The organism is Salinilacustrithrix flava (assembly GCF_041228405.1).
GTDB classification, from domain to species: domain Bacteria; phylum Actinomycetota; class Acidimicrobiia; order Acidimicrobiales; family Salinilacustritrichaceae; genus Salinilacustrithrix; species Salinilacustrithrix flava.
The window spans coordinates 1,668,990-1,692,245 of sequence record NZ_CP133888.1; the positions used below are offsets into that span (position 1 = coordinate 1,668,990).

Genomic DNA, 23,256 nt, shown 5'->3' on the forward strand with positions numbered 1-23,256 from the left:
CGCGGCGACGCTACCGCCCTACCTTGGCGGGGTGGACGCCCTCACCATCCCGGTCCGCCGGCTCGACCCCGACCTGCCGCTGCCCGGCTACGCCCACGAGGGCGACGCCGGCGCCGACCTCGTCGCCCGGGAGGACGCCCTCCTCCCCGCCGGCGGCGGTCGGGCGCTGGTCCCGACCGGCATCGCCATCGCCATCCCCGCCGGGTGGGCCGGCTTCGTGCAGCCCCGGTCCGGCCTGGCCCTGCGCCACGGGGTGACCGTGCTGAACAGCCCGGGCCTGATCGACGCCGGCTACCGCGACGAGCTCAAGGTCGTGCTGGTCAACACCGACCCCACCGAGGACTACCGGGTGCACCGCGGCGACCGCATCGCCCAGCTGGTCCTGCGCCCCGTGGCGACCGCGGCGTTCGAGGCGGTGGAGGAGCTGCCCGACAGCCACCGCGGCGCGGGCGGCTTCGGCTCCAGCGGCCGGTAGCGACCGTTCTGGGGTACCAGTCACGACCGCGGCGGTCGTGGGAGGTGCTCCAGATCGCTACTCGTCGTCGTCGGCGGCGCGCATCGAGAACGAGATGCGGCGGCCGTCGTCGTCGATCTCGACCTTGCCGACCGTGGCGTCGAGGATCTGCTCGGCGAGGCGCTCGGCGAGGCCGTCGTGGCGCCCGGGCGGCGCGTCGATGGCGACCTCGACCCCGAGCGTGCCCCGGGCGACGGTGAATTCGATGGTGAGGGTTCCGTTGCGGTCGGCGCCGTCGAGGAGCACCTGGCACACCTCGCCGACGGCGAGGCGCAGGTCCTCGACCTCGTCGTAGGAGAAGCCGCTCCGGGTGGCGAGACCGGCGATGGCGACGCGGGGAAGGCGGACGTACGCGAGCAGGGCCGGGATCGTCATGCGGATCGTGTCCCGGCTCGTCACCCCTTCCATCGCTGCGAATCCTCGCGCACCTCGCCACCGGCCGACCGAATCCCGAGGATCGACCGGATCACGGTGCGGCGGTCACCTGGTCGGCGTCCTTGTCGATGCGGCGCCCGGCGTAGGTGGGGTGGCGGAGGCGGCCGTCGCTCGTCCACTCGGCGTACTCCACCTCGACGACCAGCTCGGGGCGCACCCACACGGCATCCACGGCGTGGGCGCGAGGGGGCGGGGGGTCGAAGGGGCACTCGGGCACGACCATGTCGGCGAAGCGGTCCTCGAGCTCGCGCAGCTCGGCCTGGCCGAGCCCGCTGCCGACCCGGCCGGCGTAGCGCAGCGGCGGGCTGCCCGGCTCGTCGTGGTAGCCGACGAGCAGGCCGCCGATGCCCCCGCCGCGGTTCCCCTTCCCCGGCGCCCAGCCCCCGACGACGAACTCCTGGCGCCGGCGCACCTTCACCTTGACCCACTCCCGCGAGCGCCCGCCGGGCCGGTAGACCGAGTCGACGCGCTTGGCCACGATGCCCTCGAGGTCGTTGGCGGTCGCCGCCTCGAACAGGGCCCGCCCGTCGTCGTGCACGGCGGGGACCTGCCAGTGCGGCCCGGGCTCGACCAGCCCCTCCAGGAGCCGCCGGCGCTCGGCCCACGGCAGCCCGACGAGCGAGCGCCCGTCGAGCGCGAGCAGGTCGAACAGGGCGAGGGTGCAGGGCGCGGCCTCGGCGCGTGCGGCCGCGGCCCGCCGATCGGTGACGTGCATGCGCTGCTGCAGGCGGCTGAAGGAGGGGCGACCCTGCTCGTCGAACGCGACGATCTCGCCGTCGAGCACGGCCGAGCCGACGCCGAGGGCGGGGCCGAGGGACGCCAGCTCGGGGAACGAGACGGTGACGTCGCGACCGTTGGCCGACTGCAGGCGGACGTGGCCGTCCTCGACCTCGACGATGGCTCGCATCCCGTCCCACTTGACCTCGTAGACCCAGCCGTCGCCCGCCGGCAGCTCGCCGGCGGTGGCCTTCATGGGCAGCGGGATCTCGGGCACCACCGGTACCTACCCCCGTGGCGGTCGGGCGACCAGAACCCCGGCGGCCTCCAGCGCGTCGACGTCGTCGTCGCTGCGCCCGAGCAGGCCGGTCAGGACCGTCCGGTTGTGCTCCCCTCGCCACGCCGGCGGCCCGGCGACCCCGGCTGTGGCGCCCGAGAAGCGCCACGGCGCCTGGGGGATGGCGAAGGTGCCGCCGGCGCCGTCGTCGACGTCGACGATGCTCCCTCGCTGCACGATGTGGTCCTCGCCGGCGAGCTCGGGCACCGACCGCACGACGCCGGCGGCCGTGCCGACCTCGTCGAGGAGGGCGACGAGGTCCTCGCCGGTCGGGATGGTGGCGGCGAAGTCGCGGAAGTCCTGCCGCAGGCGCGTGGCCTGGCTGCGGCGCCCGTCCCACGAGCGCATCTCGGGATCGTCGACGAGGTCGTCCCGGCCCAGCAGCCGGAGGAAGTCGGCGTAGCCGTGCCCGGCCGGGTCGCCGGCGACGCTCACCCGCTCGCCGCTGGCGACCTCGACGACCGGGGACCACCCGCTGCCCAGGATCGCGGGGTCGCCCGGTTCGGTCTCGCCGGCCAGCTGCTCCTGGGCGTGCTCGTTGACGAAGAGGAGCGAGTCGACCATGGAGACGTCGACGTGCTGGCCCCGACCGGTGGACTGCCGGGCGAAGAGGGCGGCGAGCACGCCGGACAGCGCGACGAGCCCGGTGTAGACGTCGCCGTGGGAGTAGGCGTCGTTGGCGAGCACCGCCTGCCCGGCCACCACCTCCTGGTGCTGGAGCTGGCCGGCGGTGGTGCCGGCGACGGCGTGGCCGATCACGGCGTAGGCGCGGCGGCCGGCCCACGGACCGGTCTGACCGAACCCGGTGAGCGAGGCGTAGACGACCCCGGGGTTCTCAGCCGCCACCGCGTCGTAGCCCACGCCCCACCGATCGCAGACGCCGGGGCGGAAGTTCTCGAGCACCACGTCGGCCCGGCAGGCCAGGTCGAACAGCAGGGCGCGCCCCTCGGCGTGGTCGAGGTCGACCGACACGTTCTCCTTCCCGGCGTTCTGCTGGGCGTAGTAGCCCGAGATGGGGCCGTGACGGGGCACGGAGAACCGGCTGAGGTCACCGGCCGGGGGTTCGACCTTGATGACCCGCGCCCCGAGGTCGGCCAGCGCCCGACCGCAGATCGGTCCGGCCAGGACCCGGGTGAGGTCGAGCACGACGACCCCGTCGAGCAGTCCGGGGGGTGCGTCGGTGGCGTCGTCGGTCACCGGCCGGACTCTAGGTTTCGCCGCATGTCAGCACTCCAGGACCAGGCCGCCCTCGTCACCGGTGGCGGCAGCGGCATCGGCCTCGCCTGCGCGCGCGCCCTGCTGCGCGACGGCGCCTCGGTGACCATCGCCGGCCGGGGCGAGGAGCGCCTCCGCCAGGCCGTCGCCGAGCTCGAGGCCGACGCACCCGACGGGGCGGAGGTGGCCCACGTCGTGTGCGACGTCGCCGTCGAGGACCAGGTGGCCGCCGCCGCCGAGCAGGCCGCGTCGCTCACCGGCGCGCTGCAGCTGTGCGTGGCCGCCGCCGGCACCGGGACGATGGCGCCGGTCGTGGCCATGTCCTCGGAGCAGTGGGACCAGGTGCTCGGCGTGAACCTCACCGGCGCCTTCTTCACCCTCAAGCACGTCGCCCCCCGCATGGTGGCGGCCGGAGGCGGGTCCTTCGTCGGCATCTCCTCGATCGCCGCGCCGCTCACGCACCGCTACATGTCGGCCTACTGCGTGTCCAAGATCGGCCTCGAGGCGCTGATCAAGACCGCGGCCGACGAGCTCGGCATGTCCAACGTCCGCTGCAACGCCGTGCGCCCGGGCCTCGTCCCCACCGAGCTGTCCTCCGCGCTCGAGGGCGACCCCGCCGTCCGCGACGACTACCTCGCCCAGATGCCCCTCGCCCGCACCGGCACCCCCGAGGACGTCGCCAGCGCGGTCCGCTACCTGTGCGGTCCCGAGTCGGGCTGGGTCACCGGCCAGGCCCTCGGCGTCGACGGCGGCCACACGCTGCGCCGTGGGCCGGACCTCGAGCACTGGTCCCGTGCGCTGTTCGGCGACGACGTCACCGAGGGGCGGGTCTGACTCACCACCAGATCGCGGCTGGGCCTCCGGTGTCGGGGACGGACTCGGCTTCGCCTCGTGCGATCCGCATCGCTGACCAGGCGACGGCGGCGGCGTCGGTGAGGTCGTCGGGCGCGACCCGGCCGGCGGGACCGGGGTCGTCGGGGAGGTCGATGCCGTGCTCGCGCAGGAGGCGGACCCGCAGGGCGTGCCCCGACCAGGTCGTCTTCGCATGCGCCAGCGGCTCGCCGTGCATGGCCCGGAACGACAGCTCGGGCATGCACTCGCGCACCGGCACCGCGCAGGTGGCGGCGAGGGCGCGGACCTCGCGGATCTTGGGCACCAGGAACCAGGCCTGCTTGGAGATGCCCCGTCCCGTGGTCGCCTTCGACCAGGCGTTGGCGCCCGGGTAGTCGTCGTCGGCGAAGTCGAGCGCGCCGAGCGACGGGGACTGGAACAGGCTCGACCGGCGGGCGCCGAGCAGGGGTCGGGCCAGGTCCTCGCACGCCCGGGTGGCCGACACCTCCAGATCGATCGGCATGTCCACGGCCACGACGGCCACCGGCCAGACGTCCGCGACCAGTCCCGTCAGCGTCGGCGCGAACGCGCACGCGGGCTCGGTGCCGTCCCAGCGCACGCCGACCCAACCCCCTCGTGCGCCGTCGACGCCCAGCACCGCTCGCTCTCCGTCACCTCGGCTCGCCACGTGTGCCACCCTGCCCGACCATGAGCACCGACGCGCTGCACGAGCTGGACGACGACGCCATCCGCCTCATGGCCTTCCGGGTCTGGGGCTACAAGCAGGGTGAGCAGGTCTCGCTGCTCATCCACCTCGGCGACCGGCTCGGGCTCTTCCGGGCCATGGCCGGCGCCGGCCCGCTCACCGTGGCCGAGCTGGCCGAGCGGACCGAGCTGCACGACCGCTGGATCCGCGAGTGGCTGTGGGCCATGGCCGCCGCTGAGCTCGTCGAGCACACGCCGGGCGAGCCCGACCGCTTCGAGCTGACCCGCGCCGGCCAGGCCGTGCTCGTCGACGAGGACTCCTCGCTCTTCTTCGCCGCCGGTGCGTTCAGCGAACCCACCCCTCCCGACATCATCGACGACCTCGCCGACGCGTTCCGCACCGGCATCGGCCTCCCCTATGACCGCCAGGGCCCCCGGGGCGCCCATCGCACCGAGCGGATGCTCGGCCCGTGGGCCCGCCTCGCCCTGGTCCCGGTGATCCTGCCGATGCTCGACGGCGTCGTCGCCAAGCTCGAGGCGGGGGCGGACGTGTGCGACGTCGGCTGCGGGTCCGGCGTCGCCCTCGAGGCCATGGCGAAGGCCTACCCGGCGTCCCGGTTCACCGGCTACGACCTGTCCCGCAACGCCGTGGAGATCGCCCGCCAGAAGATGGCCGACGCCGGCATCGACAACGTCGAGATCGTGCACGCCCGCGCCGAGGACCTTCCGGCCGAGCCGGCCTTCGACCTGGTGCTCACCTTCGACTGCCTCCACGACATGACCCGTCCCGACGAGGCGCTCGCTGCGGTCCGGGGCTCGCTGCGCGACGACGGCACGCTGCTCGTGAAGGAGATCAAGTGCGCCGACACGCTCGAGCAGAACCGGGCCAACCCGATGCTGGCGATGATGCTCGGCTTCTCGATCACGTCGTGCATGTCGTCGGCCATGAGCGAGCCGGGCGGCATGGGGCTCGGCACGGTCGGCCTGCCCGAGAGCCGGCTGCGCGAGCTTGCGGAGGCGGCCGGGTTCACCAGCGTCGTGCGCCACGACCCGGGCGAGCCGTCGAACGTCTACTACGAGGTGCGCCCGTAGCGGTCAGGTGAGGGGCCGGTAGGTGCCGGTCTCGTCGTCGAGCACCAGCGCGGAGCCGTCGGTGGGGATGCCCTCGGCGCGCAGCGGGCCGGTGCGCACCCGGTACCAGGTGGTGCGGGGGATCTCGTCGACGACCCGGATGTACCGGGGCCGGTCGTCGGCGGCCAGCGACTGCACGGCATCCGTGAGCCGGGAGGCGAGCCGGTCGAGGTCGGCCTGCCGGCCCGGCCGCAGGGAGATGGCGACGGCGACGGCGGTGGTGCCGTCGGCCTCCTCGGTCGGGTAGGCGACGCTGAGGTGGACCTCGTCCAGGGCGCTCACCGCGTCCTGGACGGGGATGGGGGGCGTGGCGCCGTCCGGGGTGCGGATCAGGGACTGGACGCCGCCGATCAGCCAGTGGTCGCCGTCTTCGTCGACGAGGAACAGGTCGCCGGTGGCGAGCCAGGCGTCGTCGCCCTCGAACAGGGCGCGCAGCGAGCGGTCGGGGTAGGCGCCGTCGCGGTGGCTGAGCTTGGCGAGCAGCATGCCGACCTCCCCGACGGCGCACTCCTCGGCGAAGCCGTCCGGCCCCTCGATGAGCCGGCTGGTCTCCACGTCGAAGCGGGCGATCTTCAGCGGCGCGCTGCCCGGGAGGCGCCGGCCCATCGAGCCGACCTTCTCGCCGGTGAGGTTGACGAGCACGGCGGCGCCCTCGGTGGACGCGTAGAACTCGAGCACCTTGGCCGGGGCGAAGTGCTGCTCGACCCGGCGCCACAGGCCGGTGGGCATGCCGGAGCCGATGAACAGCCGGACCGGGTGGTGCTTGTCGCGGCCGCCGGTCGGCGCGTCGAGCATGTCGGCCGCCATCGTCCACGTGTAGGTGACGGCGGTGGCGCCGTAGCGGCGCACCTCCTCCCAGAACGTGTCGGGGTCGAAGCCCCGCGTCATGGCCAGGCGGGCCCGGGACGCGAGGGCGGCTCCGATTCCGGTGAGCAGGGCCGAGGGATGGTGGATCGGCGTGAGGCTGAGCACGGTGTCGGAGCGGCTCAGCGACGCGGACGCGGCGGTGCCGAAGGCGGACAGGGCCCAGCGCCCGTTGGTGATGCGGTTGACGCGCGTGCGCTCGCCGCTACCGGTGAACAGGACGAAGGCCAGGTCGTGGGCCCGTCCCGGGTTCGGCTCGTACCAGCCCGGCAGCTCGACCGAGCCGGGGTCGATGGCCTCCATGTCGTCGACCGCCGAACCCAGGTCGCGGGGTCCGCCGCCGCCACCGAGCACGTGGACCTTGACGACGCCCTTCAACCGGGTGGCCTGCTCACCGTGCTCGGGGTCGGCGATGATGCGCCCGACGCGGCCGAGCTCGATCTCGCGCTCCAGCGGGCCGTCGGGGCGCAGGAGCACGGCGACGGCGCCGAGCCGGTTGAGCGCGGCCACGATGCCGAGCGCGCTCGGGCGGGTGTCCATGAGCACGCCCACGTGGGAGCCGCGCCGCACGCCGATGCGGATCAGGCCGCGCACCACGTTGTCGATGCGCTCGTTGGCCGCCGCGTAGGTGTGCCCGCGGCCCTCGAACAGGAAGGCGGTGTCGTCGGGGGCGAGGGCGGCCTGCTCGGCGAAGACGCGGCCCATCGACACCTGGCTGGTCGGCCGCACCTCCTCGATGCGGTTGAGCCGGGCGAGGGAGCCGACCCCCTCCATGGCGAGCGAGCGGACGCCCCGGAGGCCGATCTTGGCCCCGGTGCCGATGGTTCGCCCGACGCCGGTGGTGATGTTGGTGGCCAGGTTCACCGCCCGGGCCAGGTCGCTCTTGGGTCGCCGGCTCGGGGGGTCGTCGGGGGAGAGGGGCGTGATGCCGGCCGGCACGGGCCCGTCCTCGTCCAGCCAGCGGGTCCACCCGGTGACCGTGGGCCACGTCGTCGCCGCCGCCTGCGAACCGACCACCAGACCGAAGTGGCCGGCGTCGATGGTGGCCTCGTGGACCGATGCGCTCGGCGCGGCCTGGGCGACGGCACGCACGACCTCGGGTGGCGCGATGTCGTCGGAGGAGCCGACGAAGCACAGGATCGGGCAGTCGATGTCGGCGAGGGTGACGGGTCGGTCGTCGATGACGAACCCGCCCGACAGCATCCGGTTGGACACGAGGAACTGCTTCACGAGCTCGGCGATGGCCGGACCCGGCCACGCGACCCAGCCCTCGTCCATCAGGAACCGGCGCTGGCCCTCCCGGGGGAGCAGCGACTCCCGGTCGTGGAGCTGGAGCACGAACTGCAGCTGGTTCCGGGCCGTGGCCAGCGGATCCAGCATGCGGAACCCGACCCGGCTCATCCAGGCGGGCACGGTGAGGTTCGGCAGGACCTTGTCGGCGAGGAAGTCGATGACCTCCACGGCGAGGTCGTCATCGAGGCCGAGGGGGAGCACGCCGTGGGTGTCCACCGGGCTGCCGTAGGTGATGAGGCTGGCGATGCCGTCCGCTCGCCGGTAGGCCGCCGCCTGGTAGCAGAACATCCCGCCCTGGCTGTAGCCCGAGAGGTGCACGGGCCCGCCGGTGCGCTCGACGACCTCGTCGATCGCCTCGGACAGGGCGAGGACGTGGTCGGTGAGCGTGCGCTCGAGCCCACCCTCCTCCCGCTCCGGTGCCCCGAAGTCGATGACCCACGGGTCGAGGCCGGCGACGGCGAGGGCGCCGACCGCGCTCGACGACGGCGACACGTCGTAGATCTCCGCCGACAGCATCATCGGTGGCACGAGCAGCACCGGCGAGCGGCGCGGTCCGTCGGGCTCGGCGTTGCCGTAGCGGCGCAGCCGGTACATGCGGTGCGAGGTGACGACCTCGTAGGGCGTGTGCTCCTCGCCGGTCTCCAGCCCCCCGAAGCGGGCGACCTCGAGCGCGTTCTGCGCGGCCTGCCCGAGCCGCACCACCGACCGGGTGACCTCTCTCGGGATCAGCTGCACCGGGGTACCTCGGGATCCGTGTCGGTGGCGGCCTGCGCCACGCAGGCTACCGGTGGCACTTCGGGTGACCGAATTGCCGGGTTCGGTCGGTCACCGAACCGGGCGGTCCGGTCGGGGACACTGTGACCGTGGACGACCACGACCGCAACGACGGCCTCGACCAGCTGCCGCCCTGGACGCCGCCCGCCGACCTGCCGGCGTTCGCCGCCTTCGGTCCCTACAGCGAGCTCGGCCAGCCGACCGTGTCGGTCGAGAACCCGGCCGGCATCCACGTCGGCGCGTTCGTCAAGGTCGGCGCCTACGCCGTCCTCGAGGCCCTGGTGCCCGAGCGCGGGGTCACCGTGCGGATCGGCGACGGCGCGTACATCGGCAACTTCAGCCGCATCACCGCGGTGGGGGAGGTGGTGATCGGCGAGGAGGCGATGCTGGCCGACCGCGTCTACGTCTCCGACACCGGCCACGTGTACGAGGACGTGTCCCAGCCGATCAAGCGCCAGGGCCTGCGCGACGGCCGCCGGGTGGAGGTCGGTCGGGGGGCGTGGATCGGCATCGGCGCCGCCATCGTCGGCAACGTGCGGATCGGGGAGAACGCCGTGGTGGCGGCCAACACCGTGGTCCGCAGCGACGTCCCGGACTTCACCGTCGTGGCCGGGAACCCCGCCCAGGTCGTTCGCCGCCACGACGGCGACGCCTGGCAGTGGATGACGCCGCGAGGTCCCGCCTGAGGGGCTTCAGTCCGGGAGCGGCCCGGTGAGCGAGGCCCGCTGGGACAGCTCGATGAAGTCGCCGTCGGGCAGGCGCACGAAGGAGATGTGGGCGACGTCGCCGAGGCGCACGGGCGCCAGCCCCTCGGTCATGCCGCTGGCGAGGGCGTGAGCGTGGGCGGCGAGCACATCGCGGACCTGGACGGTGAGGTAGCGGATGCCCAGGCCGTCGCGCGACGTCGTCGGCGGTCGGCCACGGCGCAGCTTCACGCTCAGCTTGGTCTCCCCGATGCGCAGCGTGCCCTCGCCGCGGTCGCCGCCGAAGGTCGCCTGCAGCACGTCGAGCGTGCGCTCCACGTCGGAGGCCTCGACCAGCACGTTCACCTGCGTGCCGTCCTGGGTCGGCGGGGTCAGGGCGACGCGCATGCCGTCAGGCCCCTCGCGGCCCTGGATGCCCTCCATCGCCCGGGCTGCGTCGACGATGGCCACGGCGCTGTAGCCGGTGGTCTCATCCGTCGGCAGCGGGTCCCGGTGGACGTTCACCTTCAGCACGCCGCCGTGGAGGTCGTAGCGGTGCTGGTGCACGCCGCCACCGACCTTCAGCAGGTGGTCGAAGCGCAGCCCGAGCTCGTCGCCCCAGAACGCCTGGTGGGCGTCGAGGTCGTTGGTCTGGATGCCGACGTCGATCGCCGGCTTGACGATCTCGAGCTCGCTCATCGGTCCACCACCAGCTCGGCGAGCAGCTCCATGGAACGGAGCCAGCTGTCGAGGTCGCTGCGCCACGGGGCCGACACCACGTGCTGCACCCCGGCCTCGGCGTAGGCGTCGGCCTCGGCCAGGATCTCGTCGGGGTCCATGCCCTGTGGGTCCCACCCGGTGCGCAGCGAGATCGTGAAGGTCTCCTCCGGGCGGTCCCGGCGCAGGCGCTCGATGACCGGGGCGGCCTCGTGGGGCTTCACGCCGATGATCTGGTGGCCGTCGCCCTTCTCGACGCCGCGGCGCAGCGCCCGTTCGCTCATGCCGCCGATCCAGATCGGGATGGGGTGCGCCGGCTGCGGCAGCACCCGGATGTCTCGGAAGGAGACGTGCTCGCCCTCGAACGTGGCCGGGTCCTCGGTCCACGCCACCCGCAGCGCGTCGATGATCTCGTCGGTGCGGGGACCCCGGTCGGCGAACCCGTGGCCGAGGGCCTCGAACTCCCGCTCGGACCACCCCACACCGCCGGCGACCGTGACCCGCCCACCGCTCAGGACGTCGAGGGAGGCGAGCTGGTTGGCCAGCTCCAGCGGCACGTGGCTGGGCAGGACGAGCACGCTGGTGCCCAGGCCGATCCGGTCGGTGACGGCCGCCGCCCAGGTGAGGGCGACCATCGGGTCGAAGAGGAACGGCGACGGATAGTCCTGCTCGGCGGGGTGCACGATGTGGTCGCTGACCCACACGTCGGCGAACCCGAGCTCCTCGGCTCTCCGCGCCGCCGTGGTGATGGCCTCGCTGGAGGCGACCCGTCCGTACTGGGGGAGGTGGATGCCGACGTCCATGGGGTCGACCGTACGCTGTCCGCCGTGCTGAGCTCCGAGCCCCTGCTCCTCGGCGCAGCCGTGCTGGTGCTGGGCGGCGTGCTGGCGTCCAAGCTGGCCAACCGACTCGGCGTCCCGGCCCTCCTGCTGTTCATCGGCCTGGGGATGCTCGCCGGATCCGACGGGCTCGGGGGCATCGAGTTCGAAGACGTCGAGCTGACCCAGGGCATCGGGGTCGCCGCTCTCGCCCTCATCCTCTTCGACGGCGGGATCGCCACCCGCTGGGAGGCGATCCGTCCGGTCCTCGCGCCCGGCGGTGTGCTCGCGACCATCGGGGTCGCCGCCACCGCCGGGATCACCGGAGTCCTCGCCACGGCGATCCTCGACGTGCCGATCGAGGTCGGCCTCCTCCTCGGCGCCATCGTCTCCTCCACCGACGCCGCCGCCGTGTTCTCGGTCCTGCGATCCCGACGGGCCGGGCTCAAGGGCGGCATCCAGCCGATGCTCGAGCTCGAGTCCGGGGCCAACGACCCCATGGCCGTGTTCCTCACCATCGGCCTGGTCGAGATCGTCACCGGCGACACCGACAGCTGGTGGTCCCTGCTCCCGATGTTCGGTCAGCAGGTGGTGCTCGGCGCGGTGCTCGGGGTGCTCGGCGGCTGGATCGGCCGGCTGCTGCTCAACAAGGTGAACCTCGGGATCGACGGTCTGTACCCGGTGCTGACCCTGGCCGTGGCCGTCGCCACCTACGCCGGCACGGTGCTGCTCGGCGGCAGCGGCTTCCTCGCCGTCTACCTGTGCGGCCTGTGGCTCGGGAACCACGAGGTGCTGCACCGCAACTCGGTCATGCGGTTCCACGACGCCATCGCCTGGCTGGCCCAGATCGGCATGTTCCTCGTCCTCGGCCTGCTCGTGTTCCCGAGCGACCTGCCGGCCGTGACCTGGCAGGGGCTGCTGGTCGCGGCCGTCCTCGTCGTCGTGGCCCGACCGGTCGCCGTCGCGCTCTCGCTCACACCCTTCCGTGTCCCGGTCCGCCAGCAGGCCGTCGTCGCCTGGGTCGGCCTCCGCGGCGCCACACCGATCATCCTGGCCACGTTCCCCCTCGTCGCCGGCGTCGACGAGGCGGTCCTGCTCTTCGACGTCGTCTTCTTCGTGGTGCTCACCTCCGTGCTCATCCAGGGGACCACCCTCGGCCCGGTCGCCCGCCTGGCGCGGGTGACCGTCCCCGTGCCGAACCGGATGCCGGCACCCCTCGAAGCGGGCGAGCCCCTCCCGGACGGGACCTCCCTGCGCCAGCTGGAGATCCCGTCCCGCTCCTTCGGCGACGGCCGCGCCCTGGTCGAGCTCCGCCTGCCGGAGCGGGCGCTGGTCGTGCTCGTCGACCGGGACGGCACCTTCATCGTCCCCACCGGCGCGACCCGCCTCGCCGCCGGCGACAACGTCCTCCTCCTCGCCGACGACGGCACGTTCCGCGACGCCCGGGACCGGCTCACCTTCCCCGACGAGGACGCGCCCGGCGCTCGCTGAGGACCCGGGCCTCGACTGCCGTCCCGTCCCGACGGGTAGCGACCCGTGGAGACCAGCCACCCAGGAGACACCCCCATGCCACTGCCCCGGACCGCCCGACCCCTCGCCGCGGCTGCCGCCGGTCTGCTGCTGCTCGCCGGCTGCGGCGACGACGACGACACCGGCGACGATGTCAGCATCGAGGACGTCACCGAGGAACCGGGACTCGACTACGGCCCGCTCGGGCAGGTCGTCGAGGGCGGCGACCAGTACGTCGGTGAGGAGGTCACCGTCACCGGTGAGGTCACCGCACAGGTCAACGACCGGGTCTTCCACATCGCCGCCGAGCCCGACACCGACGGCCTGCTCATCGTCAGCCAGGAGCCCATCGTCGACGAGCTCGACAGCGACGACGTCGTCGAGGTCACCGGCACCGTGCGGGAGAAGGACGCAGACTCCTTCGAGGAGGAGTTCGACATGCCCTACGACGAGCAGTACACCGACTTCCGCGGCCGCCACGCCATCGACGCCACCTCGGTCGAGGTCGTCCGCCAGGCCGAGGACCCCATCGACGAGTGATGCGAGCGGGTCGGCTCGCGGGCTCCGGTACGGTGACCGGGCCCTCGTAGCCAAGCTGGTCAAGGCAGCGGACTTTTAATCCGAAGATCGTGGGTTCGAGTCCCACCGGGGGCACGGCAGCCCTTCGGGCTGCTTGGAGTTGTTCGGCTGCGCCTCACAGCTCCGGCGGTCACGAGCGACGTTTGGGGAAGAACATGCGCTGGATTCGGAGCCTCCTGGCGGTGGCGCTGGTGGCGGGGTGCCTCACGCTGGCCGGGCCTGCGCCCGTGCAGGCGGCGGCGGGGGACGACTGCCGGATCAGCGCGCCGAGCGCGGCGTTCGCCCAGCAGGTCGAGCTGTCGGCCGGGCACGCCCGGGTGTGGCGGCTGTACCAGGCGTTCTTCCTGCGCCAGCCCGACCAGGGCGGCTTCGACCACTGGTTCGCCGTCCGCGCCCGGGGCGCCGGGCTCAGCGACATCGCCTACGCCTTCGCCGCCAGCGACGAGTTCCAGCAGCGCTACGGCAACCTCGACCACAGCCGGTTCGTCGACCTCGTCTACCGCAACGTCCTGTGCCGCGCCGGTGACCCCGAGGGCAAGGCGTACTGGACCCAGATGCTCACGTCCGGCCGGCTCACCCGGTGGGACATGGTCATCGGCTTCGTCGAGCTGCGCGAGTACCTGACCCGCACCGGCACCTGCCACAGCATCCACCCCGCCGAGAGCGGCGCCGTCGCCGCCTGCCGCACGCCACCGCTGCGGCCGCTCGCCGAGGCCACGCTCGCCGCCGACGGCTACCAGGACCAGCACGTCAGCGTGCCCCGCGTCGGCGGCGGCAGCGGCAGCTTCCGCGGGGTGATGGTCGACCCCGGCCGGGGCGTGTTCTCCGCCGGCGCCGACCGCTGCGCGGTCGCGTCCATCAACGCCAACTGGGTGCTCGAGTCCGAGAAGGACCGACCGAACCCCGGCTCCGTCGGGCTGGGCGTCGTCGACGGCCGCCACGTCAAGGGCTCTGCCGACCGGCTCGACCGCGGCATCCTCGGGCTCCGCTTCGACCCCACACCCCACGACGTCGTGGAGGTGTGGCCGGGGGACACGCTGAGCGACGACGACCAGCGCCTCTCCAACGTCCTCCACCAGCGCGGCACGGCCGTGATCGAGTCGTGGCTGTCCGCCGCGGAGCGCTCGCCGTACCTGAACGAGATGCACCCCGAGCACAAGGTCGGCCCGGACGAGTGGGTGTGGGCCGCGGCCGGCGCGCCGCTGATCATCGGCGGGCAGAAGAACAAGAACTTCGACCGGGACTACGTGAACGACCCGTACACGATGCAGACCCTGCGCCACTCCTTCGTGGCCAACGACGAGGACCAGGGCCGGCTGCTCTTCGGTGCCACCACGAACCTCGACGCCCGGGACCTCGTCGCCTGGGCCCAGCGCCAGGGGTTCGAGGACCTGGTCAAGTTCGACGGGGGAGCATCCACCGAGCTGAACGTCGGCCGTCGCGCCGTGGTCGCCGGGACCTCCCGGGACCTGCCGGTCTGGCTCGGCATCGGCTGCTAGGCCGTCCGCCCATCTGGCGGGTCAGAGCTGGCGGGGGACGGTGACCTCGTCCTCGTCGACGAGCAGCACGTCCTCACCACCGCCGAAGTGCCCAGGCCCCACGGTGAACCACCGGCCACCGAGGTTGGCCAGGCGCTGCTCACGCCGCAGGCCGAGGGCGCGCTCCAGCGTGTGGATGACGCCGCCATGGGTCACCACCAGTGCGGTGCCGTCCGGGCCGACCGACAGGGCGACGCGGGCGAGCGCGCCGGCGGCTCGCTCGAGCACGCCGTCGTCCTCCTCCCAGCCGGGGGGACGAAGGCCCTCGGCCAGGTAGCCGGGGAAGCGCTCCTCGATCTCGTGCCGGGTCAGGCCCTGGTACTCGCCGGCGGAGCGCTCCCGCAGGTCCGGGTCGGTCTGCACCGGGCCGATGCCGAGCTCCTCGGCCAGGATCGTCGCGGTCACGAACGCCCGCTCGAGGTCGGAGGCGACGACGGCGTCGAACGGGCCGAGGTGCTGGGCCGCGTGGCGGGCCTGGCGGACGCCGAGGGTGGACAGCGGCGGGTTCTCCGTGCCCTGCCAGCGACCCTCCGCGTTCCAGGTCGACTGGCCGTGTCGCACGACGAGGAGGCGGGACGGATCGGACATCGGGGCGACGGTAGCCCGGTAGCCTCCCGGTCGATGCCGACGATCCGCCTGTTCGCCGGGGCACGGGAGGCTGCCGGCACCGATCGGGACACCCTCGACGGTGCCACGGTCCGCGACGTGCTCGACGCCGCCGTGGCGCGGTACGGCGCGGGCTTCGCCGCGGTGCTCGGGACCTGCCGGGTCTGGGTCAACGGGGAGCCCGCCGAGCCCGGCGACGCCGTGGCCGACGCCGACGAGGTCGCGGTGCTGCCCCCGGTCTCGGGCGGCTGAGGTGGCACGGAGCGCAGCCGGATCCGACGCGGAACGGGACCCGAAGAAGCCCGAGAAGGCGAGCAAGGCCGGGCCGGCCAAGAAGCCGTCGAAGAAGGTCGCGGCGAAGAAGGCCGCCGCCAAGCCGGGGAGGAAGCCGACCCGCGCCGAGCGGGCCGAGGCCCGCCGGCGCGAGCAGGTGCGCAAGCTGCGCGCCCGCTCCGGCAACCGGTACCTCGTCCACTACGACATCGACGGCCCCCGCGTCCGCCTCGGCCTGGCGTGGTTCATCGGTGCCGTCGCCGCGCTGGCCCTCGGCACCGTGGCAACGGCGCTGTACTTCGGCCTCGCCTTCGCTGCCGCCGCCTCGCACGCGCTGCGCACGTGGCGGGCCCGAGGCGCGCCGGTCGACCCCCGCGTCGCGCTGATCACCACCGCCCTCACCGTCGCGGCCGCGGCCGTCCACCCCCGGGCCATGGGCGTCGCCGTGCTGCTCCTGGCCGTCACCGCCGTGGCGATGGCGGCCAAGGACGCGGCCGGCGACCTCGGCGCTGCCTTCGCACGCGCCAGCCTGGTCCTGCAGACGGCGCTGCCCGCCGCGGTCGCCGGCGGCTGCTTCGTGCTCCTCGTCGAGCTCGAGCTGTGGGCGGCCGTCTCCCTCCTGCTGCTCGTCTCGGCCTACGAGACCGGGGACTTCCTCATCGGGTCCGGATCGGCCAACGCGTTCGAGGGCCCCCTCGCCGGCGGCGTGGCGGTGCTGGTGGTGACGTTGGTCGTCGCCGCACTCGGCTTCCCGCCCTTCGGCGTGGGGGAGGCCTTCGCGTTCGGGCTCCTCGTCGCGCCCGGCGCCTTCGCCGGCCAGATCCTCGCCTCGGTGATGCTGCCCCACGCCCGCGCCCTCGCCCCCGCGCTGCGGCGGGTGGACAGCCTGCTGCTCACCGCACCGCTCTGGTACTTGGGCATCGACGTCCTCATCGTCTGACCGGCCCGGCCTCCCGGACGGTGGAGTAGCCTCGGCGCCGAGCCTGAGCGGGCCGGAACACCGGGAGCACACGTGCGCGACACCCTCCGAACCATCACTGCCGAGGACTACCTGGGCGACCTCACGGCGCTCGAGATGCGAGAGCTGCGCGCCCGGCGGGCCACCTGCCAGGACGTCGAGACCGGCCTGTCGTACCTGCGGCGCATGGTCCAGGGCCGCCTCGACGTGGCCGAGGCCGAGCGGGCCCGGCGCGCCGACCGCACGCCGACGGGTGACGACGACCTCGAGGACCTCATCGCCCGCCTGCCCGAGCTGCTCGCCCACAGCACGCGTGCGCCGGGCAACGGGCGGCTGCCCTCCGCGTTCGGCACCGGGGACATCGACCCCGACCTGGCCGACGAGCTCGACGACATCGTCACCACGGCGCACCTCTCCGAGCCGGGCGAGCTCGACGACGACGAGCTCGCTGCGGTCGTCACGTCCCTGGAGGCCTTCGAGCGACGGGTGTCGGACCTGCGCCGGTCGCTGTTCGACCGGATCGACGCCATCGAGGCCGAGCTCACCCGGCGCTACCGCACCGGCGAGGCGTCGGTCGACAGCCTGCTCTCCTGAGCCGGGCAGTGGGCGGTCCCGCACCACGGCCCGGCGCGCCCGACGGGTCCGACGCCGCAGACGACGGCGAGGGAGGGCTGGCGGCGCTCGGGGCGTTCATCCGGGACCAGCGGCGCGAGGCCAGCCTCTCGATGCGCAAGCTGGCCGAGGCCGCCGGCGTGTCGAACCCGTACCTGAGCCAGATCGAACGGGGCCTGCGCAAGCCCTCGGCCGACATCCTCCAGCAGCTGGCCCGCGCCCTGTCGATCTCGGCCGAGACCCTCTACGTCCGGGCCGGCATCCTCGAGCGCGAACGTGGGGATGTCGATGTGATCGGCGAGATCCTGCGAGACCCCTCGATCAGCGTGGACCAGCGCGAGGCGCTCATCCGCGTCTACCGCTCCTTCCGCGCCGAGGCCGCCGCGGGCGCAGAACCTGACGAAGTTGATTCGACAGGTCAGGAATCATCCGAGGGGGAGCGGCGTTGACTGCTTCCGTGCAGCGTCTCGCCGTGCTCTCGTTCCACACGTCCCCCCTGGTGCAGCCGGGGATGGGCGACAGCGGAGGCATGAACGTCTACGTGCGCGAGCTGGTCGCGTCGCTGGCCCAGGCCGGCATCGACTGCACCGTGTACACGCGAGCCTGGGCCCCCGGCCTGCCCGAGGTCGTCGACATCGAGCCCGGGTTCCGCGTCGTCCACGTGCCCGCCGGCCCCCACGACCTTCCCAAGGAGGACCTGCACTCGGTCGTCGAGGAGTTCACCGACGGCGTGCTCGACCACCTCGTCGACCACCCTGTCGACGCCGTCCACGCCAACTACTGGCTCTCGGGCGTGGCCGGCCACCGCATCAAGCACACCCTCGGCCTGCCCCTGGTCGTCACCTTCCACACGCTGGGACGGGTGAAGTCCGCCGGCGGCGACCCCGAACCCGGGCACCGCATCGAGGCCGAGGCCTCGGTCATCGGCTGCGCCGACGCCATCCTGGCCAACACCGAGGCCGAGGTCGACGAGCTGGTCCGGTTCTACGACGCCGACCCGGCCCGCATCGAGATCGTGCCTCCCGGCGTCGACCACGCGTTCTTCAGCCCCGGTGAGCGCCACGGAGCCCGCGCTGCGCTCGGCCTCGACGACGAGCACCCGGTCGTGCTGTTCGTGGGCCGCATCCAGCCGCTGAAGGGCCTCGACGTCTCGGTGCGGTCCCTGGCCTGCCTGGAGCGCGACGACACCGTGCTGCTCGCCGTGGGCGGCACCAGCGGGCCGGCCGGTGAGGCCCACCTCGCCGAGGTCATCGAGGAGGCCCGGGACCTCGGCGTCCTCGATCGGGTCCGCTTCGTCGACGCCCAGCCCCACCACCTGCTGTCCACCTACTACCGCGCGGCCGACGTCGTGCACGTGCCGAGCCGCTCCGAGAGCTTCGGCCTCGTCGCCCTCGAGGCCGCGGCGTGCGGCACCCCGGTCGTGGCCACCGCGGTCGGCGGGCTCCAGACCCTCGTCGAGCACCGCCGGTCCGGCTTCCTCGTCGAGAGCAGGGACCCGGCCTGCTGGGCGTCGGTCACCGACCGCATCCTGGCCGACCCCGTGCTGGCCGAGCGCCTCGCCGCCGGCGGGGTGGGCGTCGCACGGGACTACACGTGGTCGATCACCGCGGGGCGCCTGCGCCGGGTGTACGCCGACCTGGCGGTCCGCGCGCTGGTGGAGTGCGCCGCGGCGTAATCCAGACTGGGCCGGTGCAGCACGCCTCCAGCCCCGCTGAGCTCGCCGCCCTCGCCGCCGCCATCGAGGACTGGCTCGAGGTGCAGCGGGAGGAGAACCCGATCGTCGCCGCGGTCGAGCACGACGAGGACCCCGAGGTCCACCGCTGGTTCGTGCGGGTCACGGGCGAGGAGAAGGACGTCTTCTCCATCTGGTTCGAGCTGGGCCAGCGCACGTTGCACTACGAGACCTACGTGATGCCGGCACCGGAGGAGGACCACGCCCGGTTCTACGAGCACCTGCTGCGGCGCAACAACCGGCTCATGGGGGCGGCGTTCTCGATCGGGGAGGAGGACGCGGTGTTCCTCGCCGGCGCCCTGCCGAACCACGCCATCGACCACGACGAGCTCGACCGCATCCTCGGCTCGCTCTACGTGTGGACCGAGCAGTTCTTCAAGCCTGCCCTCCGCATCGGGTTCGCCAGCCGCTTCCCTTCCTGATCTCTCGTTGCATTCCATGCAATCCTGTGCCAGCATCGAGCCTGCGGGTCGGTGCCCGGACCGGTCGGGGAAGCCGGACGTGGCGCCGACCCGCCAACCGGCACGCCAACCGGAACGCCAACCGGAACGCCGGCCGGACGCCCGGCGGCACCGGTGAGCCGCCGCCCACCCCGGCTGCTGATCTTCGCCATCACGGTCACGGGCATCCTCAACAACACGCTGCTCGGCCCGTCGATCCCCGACATCCTCGACGACTTCGGAGCCGGCGCGTCGGCCGCCGGGCTCATCGTGGCCGCCGGTTCGCTGCCCGGCATCGTCGTGGCGCCCGTCATCGGCCTGCTCGCGGACCGCTTCGGTCGTCGCATCGTGCTCGCCCCGTGCCTCGCCACGTTCGGCACGTTCGGCCTCGCCACCGCGCTGGCCCCGACGCTGGAGGTCATGATCGCCACCCGGCTGCTGCAGGGCTTCGGCACCGCGGGGCTCATCAACCTCGCCGTCGTGCTCATCTCCGACCACTGGGACGGCGACGCCCGGACCGCCCTCATCGGCCGCAACGCCGCCGTGCTCACCCTCGGGCTCGCCCTGGCGCCGGCGCTCGGCGGGCTCGTCTCCGATGCGCTCGGTTGGCGAGCCGCCCTGCTGCTCTACGCCATCGGCCTGCCGATGTCGGCACTGGTGTGGCGGGTCCTGGAGGCCGACCGGCCCACCTCGCAGGAGACGGTCGGCGAGCAGGTGCGCGCCGCTCGGACCGCGGTCGGGAACCCGGTGGTGAAGGCGAGCCTCGGGTCGGGGATCCTCGTGTTCGTGCTCATCTTCGGGGGCTTCCTCACGACGTTCCCCGTGCACCTCGAGGAGGTCTTCGGCCTGTCCGCCTCCGCCCGCGGGCTGCTCATCGCCGTCCCGGCCGCCACGGCCAGCCTGATCGCGTTCAACCTCGGTCGGATCCGCTCCCGCTGGTCCATGCGGACCCTGCTCATCGCCGCCGGCGTGTCCTACGTGACCGCCTTCGCCGGCATCGCGTCGGCCGGGACGATCGTGGTCATCGTGGGGGCGTGCATGCTCTACGGCCTCGGTGAGGGCGTGTTCATCCCGTCGCTGCAGGATGCGGTGGCCGGCGCGGCGCCCCCCGAGCGCCGCGGCGCCGTGCTCGCGGTCTGGGTGGGCGCCGCCCGGCTCGGCCAGACCCTCGGCCCCCTCCTCGCCGGCGGGGCCCTGGCCCTGACCTCCACCACCGGCGTGTTCGTCCTCGGCGTCGGGGTGGCGCTCATCCTCCTCGCCGCCCAGGTGCTCGGCCCGATCGGCCGGAGCCCGGTGCCGTCGGTGGCCCGTCGGTAACGTCCCGACATGGACCGGGCAGCACTGCAGATCGTCGGCGGCGGCAAGATGGGCGAAGCCCTCCTGGCCGGTCTGCTCCGATCCGACCCGGACCTCGCCGTGCGGGTGGTCGAGACCCACGGGCCCCGCGCCGAGGAGCTGCGCTCCGCCCACCCCTCCCTCGAGGTCGCCGACGTCCCGGGCCCGGCCGAGGGGACCCTCATCGCTGTGAAGCCGCACCTCGTGGCCGAGGTCGCTGCCGCGGTCGGCGCGGCCGACGGGGGGCGCGTGCTGTCGATCGCCGCCGGGGTCACCATCGCCGCGCTCGAGGCCGCGCTGCCCGACGGGGCCCGCGTCGTGCGGGCGATGCCGAACACGCCGGCCCTCGTCGGGGCCGGCGCAGCCGCCATCTCCGCCGGCGCCAACGCCGACGACGCCGACCTGACGTGGGCCGAGGCCATCCTCGGTGCGGTCGGCACGGTCGTCCGGGTGCCCGAGCACCTGCTCGACGCCGTCACCGGGCTGTCGGGCTCCGGCCCCGCCTATGCGTTCCTCGTCCTCGACGCGCTCATCGAGGGGGGCGTGGCCGCGGGGCTGCCCCGCGACGTCGCCGAGGCCCTGGCGGGCCAGACGCTGCTCGGCGCTGCGACCTTGTTCCTGCACGGCGACGCTTCGCCCGGCGAGCTGCGCGCCGCGGTCACCAGCCCGGGTGGCACCACAGCCGAAGGCCTGCGCGTGCTCGAGCAGCGGGCCGTGCGCGCCGCGCTGATCGACGCCGTGCTGGCCGCGCGCGACCGTGCGGTCGCGCTCGGCGCCGACTGAGCGGCGGCGAAGCCCCCCGAAACCGGGCGGAACCCCGCGAAGAACCGGCGAGGGGCGTGCCATTGGGCGCGATCCGTTCTGTGCCGCGTCGCGCCTCGGGTAGCGACCGATGGCACGACGACCCCAGGAGCGCCACATGAGCAACCACCGACCGGATGACGTCATCCCCGGCACGGCCACCCGGCCGACCGCGCCGCCCACCCCTGACGGCGGGCCCCCGCTGGCCTCGCCGCCGCCGGATCTCGGCTCGCCGAACTGGGCTGACGAGCAGCAGGGCAGCGGCACGGGCTCGCACGCCAAGGACAGCGGTCGTGAGGTCGCCGGCCATGCCCGCAGCGAGGTCGAGGACGCCGCCCAGCACGCCGCCGACCAGGCCAGGGACGTCGCCGAGACGGCGAGGTCCGAGGTCCGCGACGTCGTCGACGAAGCCCGGGATGCGGTGCGCCAGCAGGCCGACCGCCAGTCCGAGGTGGCCGCCGGTGCGATCGCCCGCTTCCGCGACGACCTGCAGGCCATGAGCTCGGGTGACTCGCCCCGGGACGCCACCGCGGACTACCTCCAGCGCGCCGCTGGCTCCCTGGATGGTGTGGTCGAGCGCCTCGAGCGCGACGGCATCGAGGGCGCCCTGTCGGGTGTCCGCAGCTTCGCCCAGCGCAGCCCGGGCGGCTTCCTGCTCGCTTCGGCCGGTGCCGGCTTCGCCCTCGGGCGGATCCTGCGCAACGGGGACCACCCCCAGCAGGTCCCGGAGCAGCCGGGCGCCGACTCGTCCGGGCCGGACCGGGAGATCGACCTGACGGGTGACGGCCCCAGCCGCGTCGCGCCGTCGCCCCGCAACGAGTCCTTCGCCGGTGGGGAGATGCGCCGATGACCCTCGCCGAAGCACGCACCAACGGCCGTCGGCCGGTGCGCGACGCCCCGTCTCCCGAGACGGAGATCGGCGCGCTGCTCGGCGAGCTCAGCGAGGAGGCCGCGCTCCTGGTCCGCCAGGAGGTCGCGCTGGCCAAGGCCGAGATCAAGGAGTCGACCCAGCACGCCACCGGCGTCGGCGCCGGCTTCGGTGCGGCCGCCCTCGTCGGCTACCTCGCCCTCGCCGTCCTGGCCGTCGCCGCCGGCCTCGGGCTCGCCGAGCTCATGCCGGCCGGCCTCGCATTCCTCATCGTGGGACTCGTCCTGGCGCTCGGCGCCGGCATCGCGTTCATGGTCGGGAAGAAGAACCTGAAGGCGCTGAACCCGGTGCCGCACAAGACGATCGAAACCCTCAAGGAGGACTTCTCATGGCTACGCGCACGGATGAGCTGACCGCAGAGATCCAGACCACCCGCGGTCGCATGGACCGCACCCTCGACGACATCGGTGACCGGGCCGGCCCCGGCCGCCTCACCGAGCGACTGAAGGGCGCCGTGTCCAACACCAAGGACACCGTCATGGGCACCGCCGGCGACGCACGCCACTCGGTGGCCGACTCGGCCGGAGGGGCCACGGACGCCGTGAAGCGCCAGAGCCAGGGCAACCCGCTCGCTGCCGGTCTGATCGCCTTCGGCACCGGCCTCCTCGCCGGATCGGTGCTGCCCGAGAGCCGTACCGAGAACAGGCTGGCCCGCGAGGTGCAGTCCAAGGCCCAGGCCCCCATCCGGGAGCACGTGCAGGAGTCGGCCAGCGCCGTCTCCGACCAGGTCGGAGAGCGCGTCGGCGAGGCCAAGGAGCACATCGCCGAGGACGGCCGCCACGCCAAGGACGAGGTCGCCTCCGACGTCAGCGACCGCTCCGACGCCGTCAAGGGCCACGCCCAGGGCGCGGCCGAAGACGTCAAGGCCGAGGTCGAGGACCAGGCCCGCCGCCAGACCGGAGCCTGAGCAC

26 protein-coding genes and 1 tRNA gene are annotated in these 23,256 nt (G+C 73.6%); 19 read left to right on the plus strand and 8 right to left on the minus strand.

Going from position 1 to position 23,256, the window contains the following annotated elements; genetic code table 11:
* Positions 1 to 31 precede the first annotated feature (31 nt).
* The gene (dut, locus tag RGQ06_RS08285; RefSeq protein ID WP_432427040.1) at positions 32 to 475 is read left to right on the plus strand and encodes a dUTP diphosphatase; all 444 of its coding nucleotides are present in this window, start codon (positions 32 to 34) and stop codon (positions 473 to 475) included.
* A 57-nt stretch (positions 476 to 532) separates the two neighbouring features.
* Here dut and RGQ06_RS08290 read toward each other — a convergent pair whose 3' ends face one another.
* From RGQ06_RS08290 to RGQ06_RS08300, 3 genes are read right to left on the minus strand one after another with little or no spacing between them, the layout of a single operon-like run.
* On the minus strand, positions 533 to 922 hold the full coding sequence (locus tag RGQ06_RS08290; RefSeq protein ID WP_432427039.1) for an ATP-binding protein: 390 nt from the start codon (positions 920 to 922) through the stop codon (positions 533 to 535).
* Between the two features lie 58 nt (positions 923 to 980).
* On the minus strand, positions 981 to 1,922 hold the full coding sequence (gene ligD / locus RGQ06_RS08295; RefSeq protein ID WP_432427705.1) for a non-homologous end-joining DNA ligase: 942 nt from the start codon (positions 1,920 to 1,922) through the stop codon (positions 981 to 983).
* A 30-nt stretch (positions 1,923 to 1,952) separates the two neighbouring features.
* A complete protein-coding gene (locus RGQ06_RS08300; protein ID WP_432427038.1) occupies positions 1,953 to 3,200 on the minus strand; it encodes a CaiB/BaiF CoA transferase family protein in 1,248 nt (415 codons plus the stop codon).
* Positions 3,201 to 3,224: 24 nt separating this feature from the next.
* Between RGQ06_RS08300 and RGQ06_RS08305 the strand changes: the two genes are divergently transcribed.
* Positions 3,225 to 4,052, plus strand: coding sequence for an SDR family oxidoreductase (locus RGQ06_RS08305; protein ID WP_432427037.1), 828 nt, complete (start codon positions 3,225 to 3,227; stop codon positions 4,050 to 4,052).
* Position 4,053: 1 nt separating this feature from the next.
* On the opposite strand, the gene RGQ06_RS08310 is transcribed toward RGQ06_RS08305, so the two are convergent.
* Entirely contained in the window at positions 4,054 to 4,737 is a 684-nt protein-coding gene (locus RGQ06_RS08310; protein ID WP_432427036.1) for a DUF429 domain-containing protein, read from the minus strand.
* 20 nt (positions 4,738 to 4,757) lie between these two features.
* Between RGQ06_RS08310 and RGQ06_RS08315 the strand changes: the two genes are divergently transcribed.
* Positions 4,758 to 5,846 (plus strand): methyltransferase domain-containing protein, encoded by a 1,089-nt coding sequence (locus tag RGQ06_RS08315; protein ID WP_432427035.1) that lies wholly within the window; start codon positions 4,758 to 4,760, stop codon positions 5,844 to 5,846.
* A gap of 3 nt (positions 5,847 to 5,849) precedes the next feature.
* On the opposite strand, the gene RGQ06_RS08320 is transcribed toward RGQ06_RS08315, so the two are convergent.
* Positions 5,850 to 8,777 (minus strand): AMP-binding protein, encoded by a 2,928-nt coding sequence (locus RGQ06_RS08320; RefSeq protein ID WP_432427034.1) that lies wholly within the window; start codon positions 8,775 to 8,777, stop codon positions 5,850 to 5,852.
* Between the two features lie 128 nt (positions 8,778 to 8,905).
* Between RGQ06_RS08320 and RGQ06_RS08325 the strand changes: the two genes are divergently transcribed.
* A complete protein-coding gene (locus RGQ06_RS08325) occupies positions 8,906 to 9,502 on the plus strand; it encodes an acyltransferase (RefSeq protein ID WP_432427033.1) in 597 nt (198 codons plus the stop codon).
* Positions 9,503 to 9,508: 6 nt separating this feature from the next.
* Here the strand turns inward: RGQ06_RS08325 and RGQ06_RS08330 are convergent, their stop codons facing one another.
* Positions 9,509 to 10,198, minus strand: coding sequence for a hypothetical protein (locus RGQ06_RS08330; RefSeq protein ID WP_432427032.1), 690 nt, complete (start codon positions 10,196 to 10,198; stop codon positions 9,509 to 9,511).
* Positions 10,195 to 11,019, minus strand: a complete 825-nt coding sequence (locus RGQ06_RS08335; RefSeq protein ID WP_432427031.1) for an LLM class F420-dependent oxidoreductase — start codon at positions 11,017 to 11,019, stop codon at positions 10,195 to 10,197. The genes RGQ06_RS08330 and RGQ06_RS08335 overlap by 4 nt, the downstream gene beginning before the upstream one ends.
* Before the next feature lie 24 nt (positions 11,020 to 11,043).
* Here RGQ06_RS08335 and RGQ06_RS08340 point away from each other — a divergent pair, with 24 nt between their 5' ends.
* The 4 genes from RGQ06_RS08340 (at position 11,044) to RGQ06_RS08355 (ending at position 14,621) form a co-directional block, all read left to right on the plus strand.
* Positions 11,044 to 12,525: a potassium/proton antiporter gene (locus RGQ06_RS08340; protein ID WP_432427030.1), complete on the plus strand. Its 1,482-nt coding sequence runs from the start codon at positions 11,044 to 11,046 to the stop codon at positions 12,523 to 12,525.
* A gap of 75 nt (positions 12,526 to 12,600) precedes the next feature.
* Entirely contained in the window at positions 12,601 to 13,083 is a 483-nt protein-coding gene (locus tag RGQ06_RS08345; protein ID WP_432427029.1) for a hypothetical protein, read from the plus strand.
* A gap of 40 nt (positions 13,084 to 13,123) precedes the next feature.
* Positions 13,124 to 13,197: transfer RNA gene (locus tag RGQ06_RS08350), tRNA-Lys, on the plus strand.
* An 80-nt stretch (positions 13,198 to 13,277) separates the two neighbouring features.
* On the plus strand, positions 13,278 to 14,621 hold the full coding sequence (locus tag RGQ06_RS08355; RefSeq protein ID WP_432427028.1) for a DUF4214 domain-containing protein: 1,344 nt from the start codon (positions 13,278 to 13,280) through the stop codon (positions 14,619 to 14,621).
* 21 nt (positions 14,622 to 14,642) lie between these two features.
* On the opposite strand, the gene RGQ06_RS08360 is transcribed toward RGQ06_RS08355, so the two are convergent.
* Complete coding sequence (locus RGQ06_RS08360; protein WP_432427027.1) at positions 14,643 to 15,248, minus strand: histidine phosphatase family protein; 606 nt, start codon at positions 15,246 to 15,248, stop codon at positions 14,643 to 14,645.
* A 33-nt stretch (positions 15,249 to 15,281) separates the two neighbouring features.
* Between RGQ06_RS08360 and RGQ06_RS08365 the strand changes: the two genes are divergently transcribed.
* The 11 genes from RGQ06_RS08365 to RGQ06_RS08415 all read left to right on the plus strand — a co-directional run bounded on the left by RGQ06_RS08365 (position 15,282) and on the right by RGQ06_RS08415 (position 23,252).
* Positions 15,282 to 15,518, plus strand: a complete 237-nt coding sequence (locus RGQ06_RS08365; RefSeq protein WP_432427026.1) for a MoaD/ThiS family protein — start codon at positions 15,282 to 15,284, stop codon at positions 15,516 to 15,518.
* A gap of 1 nt (position 15,519) precedes the next feature.
* Entirely contained in the window at positions 15,520 to 16,479 is a 960-nt protein-coding gene (locus RGQ06_RS08370; protein ID WP_432427025.1) for a hypothetical protein, read from the plus strand.
* A gap of 72 nt (positions 16,480 to 16,551) precedes the next feature.
* A complete protein-coding gene (locus RGQ06_RS08375) occupies positions 16,552 to 17,091 on the plus strand; it encodes an ABC transporter substrate-binding protein (RefSeq protein ID WP_432427024.1) in 540 nt (179 codons plus the stop codon).
* 8 nt (positions 17,092 to 17,099) lie between these two features.
* Positions 17,100 to 17,558, plus strand: a complete 459-nt coding sequence (locus tag RGQ06_RS08380) for a helix-turn-helix domain-containing protein (protein WP_432427023.1) — start codon at positions 17,100 to 17,102, stop codon at positions 17,556 to 17,558.
* Positions 17,559 to 17,566: 8 nt separating this feature from the next.
* Complete coding sequence (locus RGQ06_RS08385) at positions 17,567 to 18,784, plus strand: glycosyltransferase (RefSeq protein ID WP_432427022.1); 1,218 nt, start codon at positions 17,567 to 17,569, stop codon at positions 18,782 to 18,784.
* Between the two features lie 14 nt (positions 18,785 to 18,798).
* On the plus strand, positions 18,799 to 19,263 hold the full coding sequence (locus RGQ06_RS08390) for a YbjN domain-containing protein (RefSeq protein ID WP_432427021.1): 465 nt from the start codon (positions 18,799 to 18,801) through the stop codon (positions 19,261 to 19,263).
* Between the two features lie 153 nt (positions 19,264 to 19,416).
* Positions 19,417 to 20,598, plus strand: a complete 1,182-nt coding sequence (locus RGQ06_RS08395) for an MFS transporter (RefSeq protein WP_432427020.1) — start codon at positions 19,417 to 19,419, stop codon at positions 20,596 to 20,598.
* 9 nt (positions 20,599 to 20,607) lie between these two features.
* On the plus strand, positions 20,608 to 21,399 hold the full coding sequence (proC, locus tag RGQ06_RS08400; protein WP_432427019.1) for a pyrroline-5-carboxylate reductase: 792 nt from the start codon (positions 20,608 to 20,610) through the stop codon (positions 21,397 to 21,399).
* Between the two features lie 136 nt (positions 21,400 to 21,535).
* Positions 21,536 to 22,267, plus strand: a complete 732-nt coding sequence (locus RGQ06_RS08405) for a hypothetical protein (RefSeq protein WP_432427018.1) — start codon at positions 21,536 to 21,538, stop codon at positions 22,265 to 22,267.
* Complete coding sequence (locus RGQ06_RS08410; protein WP_432427017.1) at positions 22,264 to 22,698, plus strand: phage holin family protein; 435 nt, start codon at positions 22,264 to 22,266, stop codon at positions 22,696 to 22,698. The genes RGQ06_RS08405 and RGQ06_RS08410 overlap by 4 nt, the downstream gene beginning before the upstream one ends.
* Positions 22,674 to 23,252, plus strand: a complete 579-nt coding sequence (locus tag RGQ06_RS08415; protein ID WP_432427016.1) for a DUF3618 domain-containing protein — start codon at positions 22,674 to 22,676, stop codon at positions 23,250 to 23,252. The genes RGQ06_RS08410 and RGQ06_RS08415 overlap by 25 nt, the downstream gene beginning before the upstream one ends.
* Positions 23,253 to 23,256: the final 4 nt, after the last annotated feature.

Coding starts and splice junctions, on each gene's coding strand:
- RGQ06_RS08330 (WP_432427032.1), bottom strand. CDS start 10,198: ATGAGCGAGCTCGAGATCGTCAAGCCGGCGATCGACGTCGGCATCCAG.
- RGQ06_RS08360 (WP_432427027.1), bottom strand. CDS start 15,248: ATGTCCGATCCGTCCCGCCTCCTCGTCGTGCGACACGGCCAGTCGACC.
- RGQ06_RS08305 (WP_432427037.1), top strand. CDS start 3,225: ATGTCAGCACTCCAGGACCAGGCCGCCCTCGTCACCGGTGGCGGCAGC.
- RGQ06_RS08415 (WP_432427016.1), top strand. CDS start 22,674: ATGGCTACGCGCACGGATGAGCTGACCGCAGAGATCCAGACCACCCGC.
- RGQ06_RS08410 (WP_432427017.1), top strand. CDS start 22,264: ATGACCCTCGCCGAAGCACGCACCAACGGCCGTCGGCCGGTGCGCGAC.
- RGQ06_RS08365 (WP_432427026.1), top strand. CDS start 15,282: ATGCCGACGATCCGCCTGTTCGCCGGGGCACGGGAGGCTGCCGGCACC.
- RGQ06_RS08290 (WP_432427039.1), bottom strand. CDS start 922: ATGGAAGGGGTGACGAGCCGGGACACGATCCGCATGACGATCCCGGCC.
- ligD (WP_432427705.1), bottom strand. CDS start 1,922: ATGAAGGCCACCGCCGGCGAGCTGCCGGCGGGCGACGGCTGGGTCTAC.
- RGQ06_RS08335 (WP_432427031.1), bottom strand. CDS start 11,019: ATGGACGTCGGCATCCACCTCCCCCAGTACGGACGGGTCGCCTCCAGC.
- proC (WP_432427019.1), top strand. CDS start 20,608: ATGGACCGGGCAGCACTGCAGATCGTCGGCGGCGGCAAGATGGGCGAA.
- RGQ06_RS08315 (WP_432427035.1), top strand. CDS start 4,758: ATGAGCACCGACGCGCTGCACGAGCTGGACGACGACGCCATCCGCCTC.
- RGQ06_RS08355 (WP_432427028.1), top strand. CDS start 13,278: ATGCGCTGGATTCGGAGCCTCCTGGCGGTGGCGCTGGTGGCGGGGTGC.
- RGQ06_RS08345 (WP_432427029.1), top strand. CDS start 12,601: ATGCCACTGCCCCGGACCGCCCGACCCCTCGCCGCGGCTGCCGCCGGT.
- RGQ06_RS08405 (WP_432427018.1), top strand. CDS start 21,536: ATGAGCAACCACCGACCGGATGACGTCATCCCCGGCACGGCCACCCGG.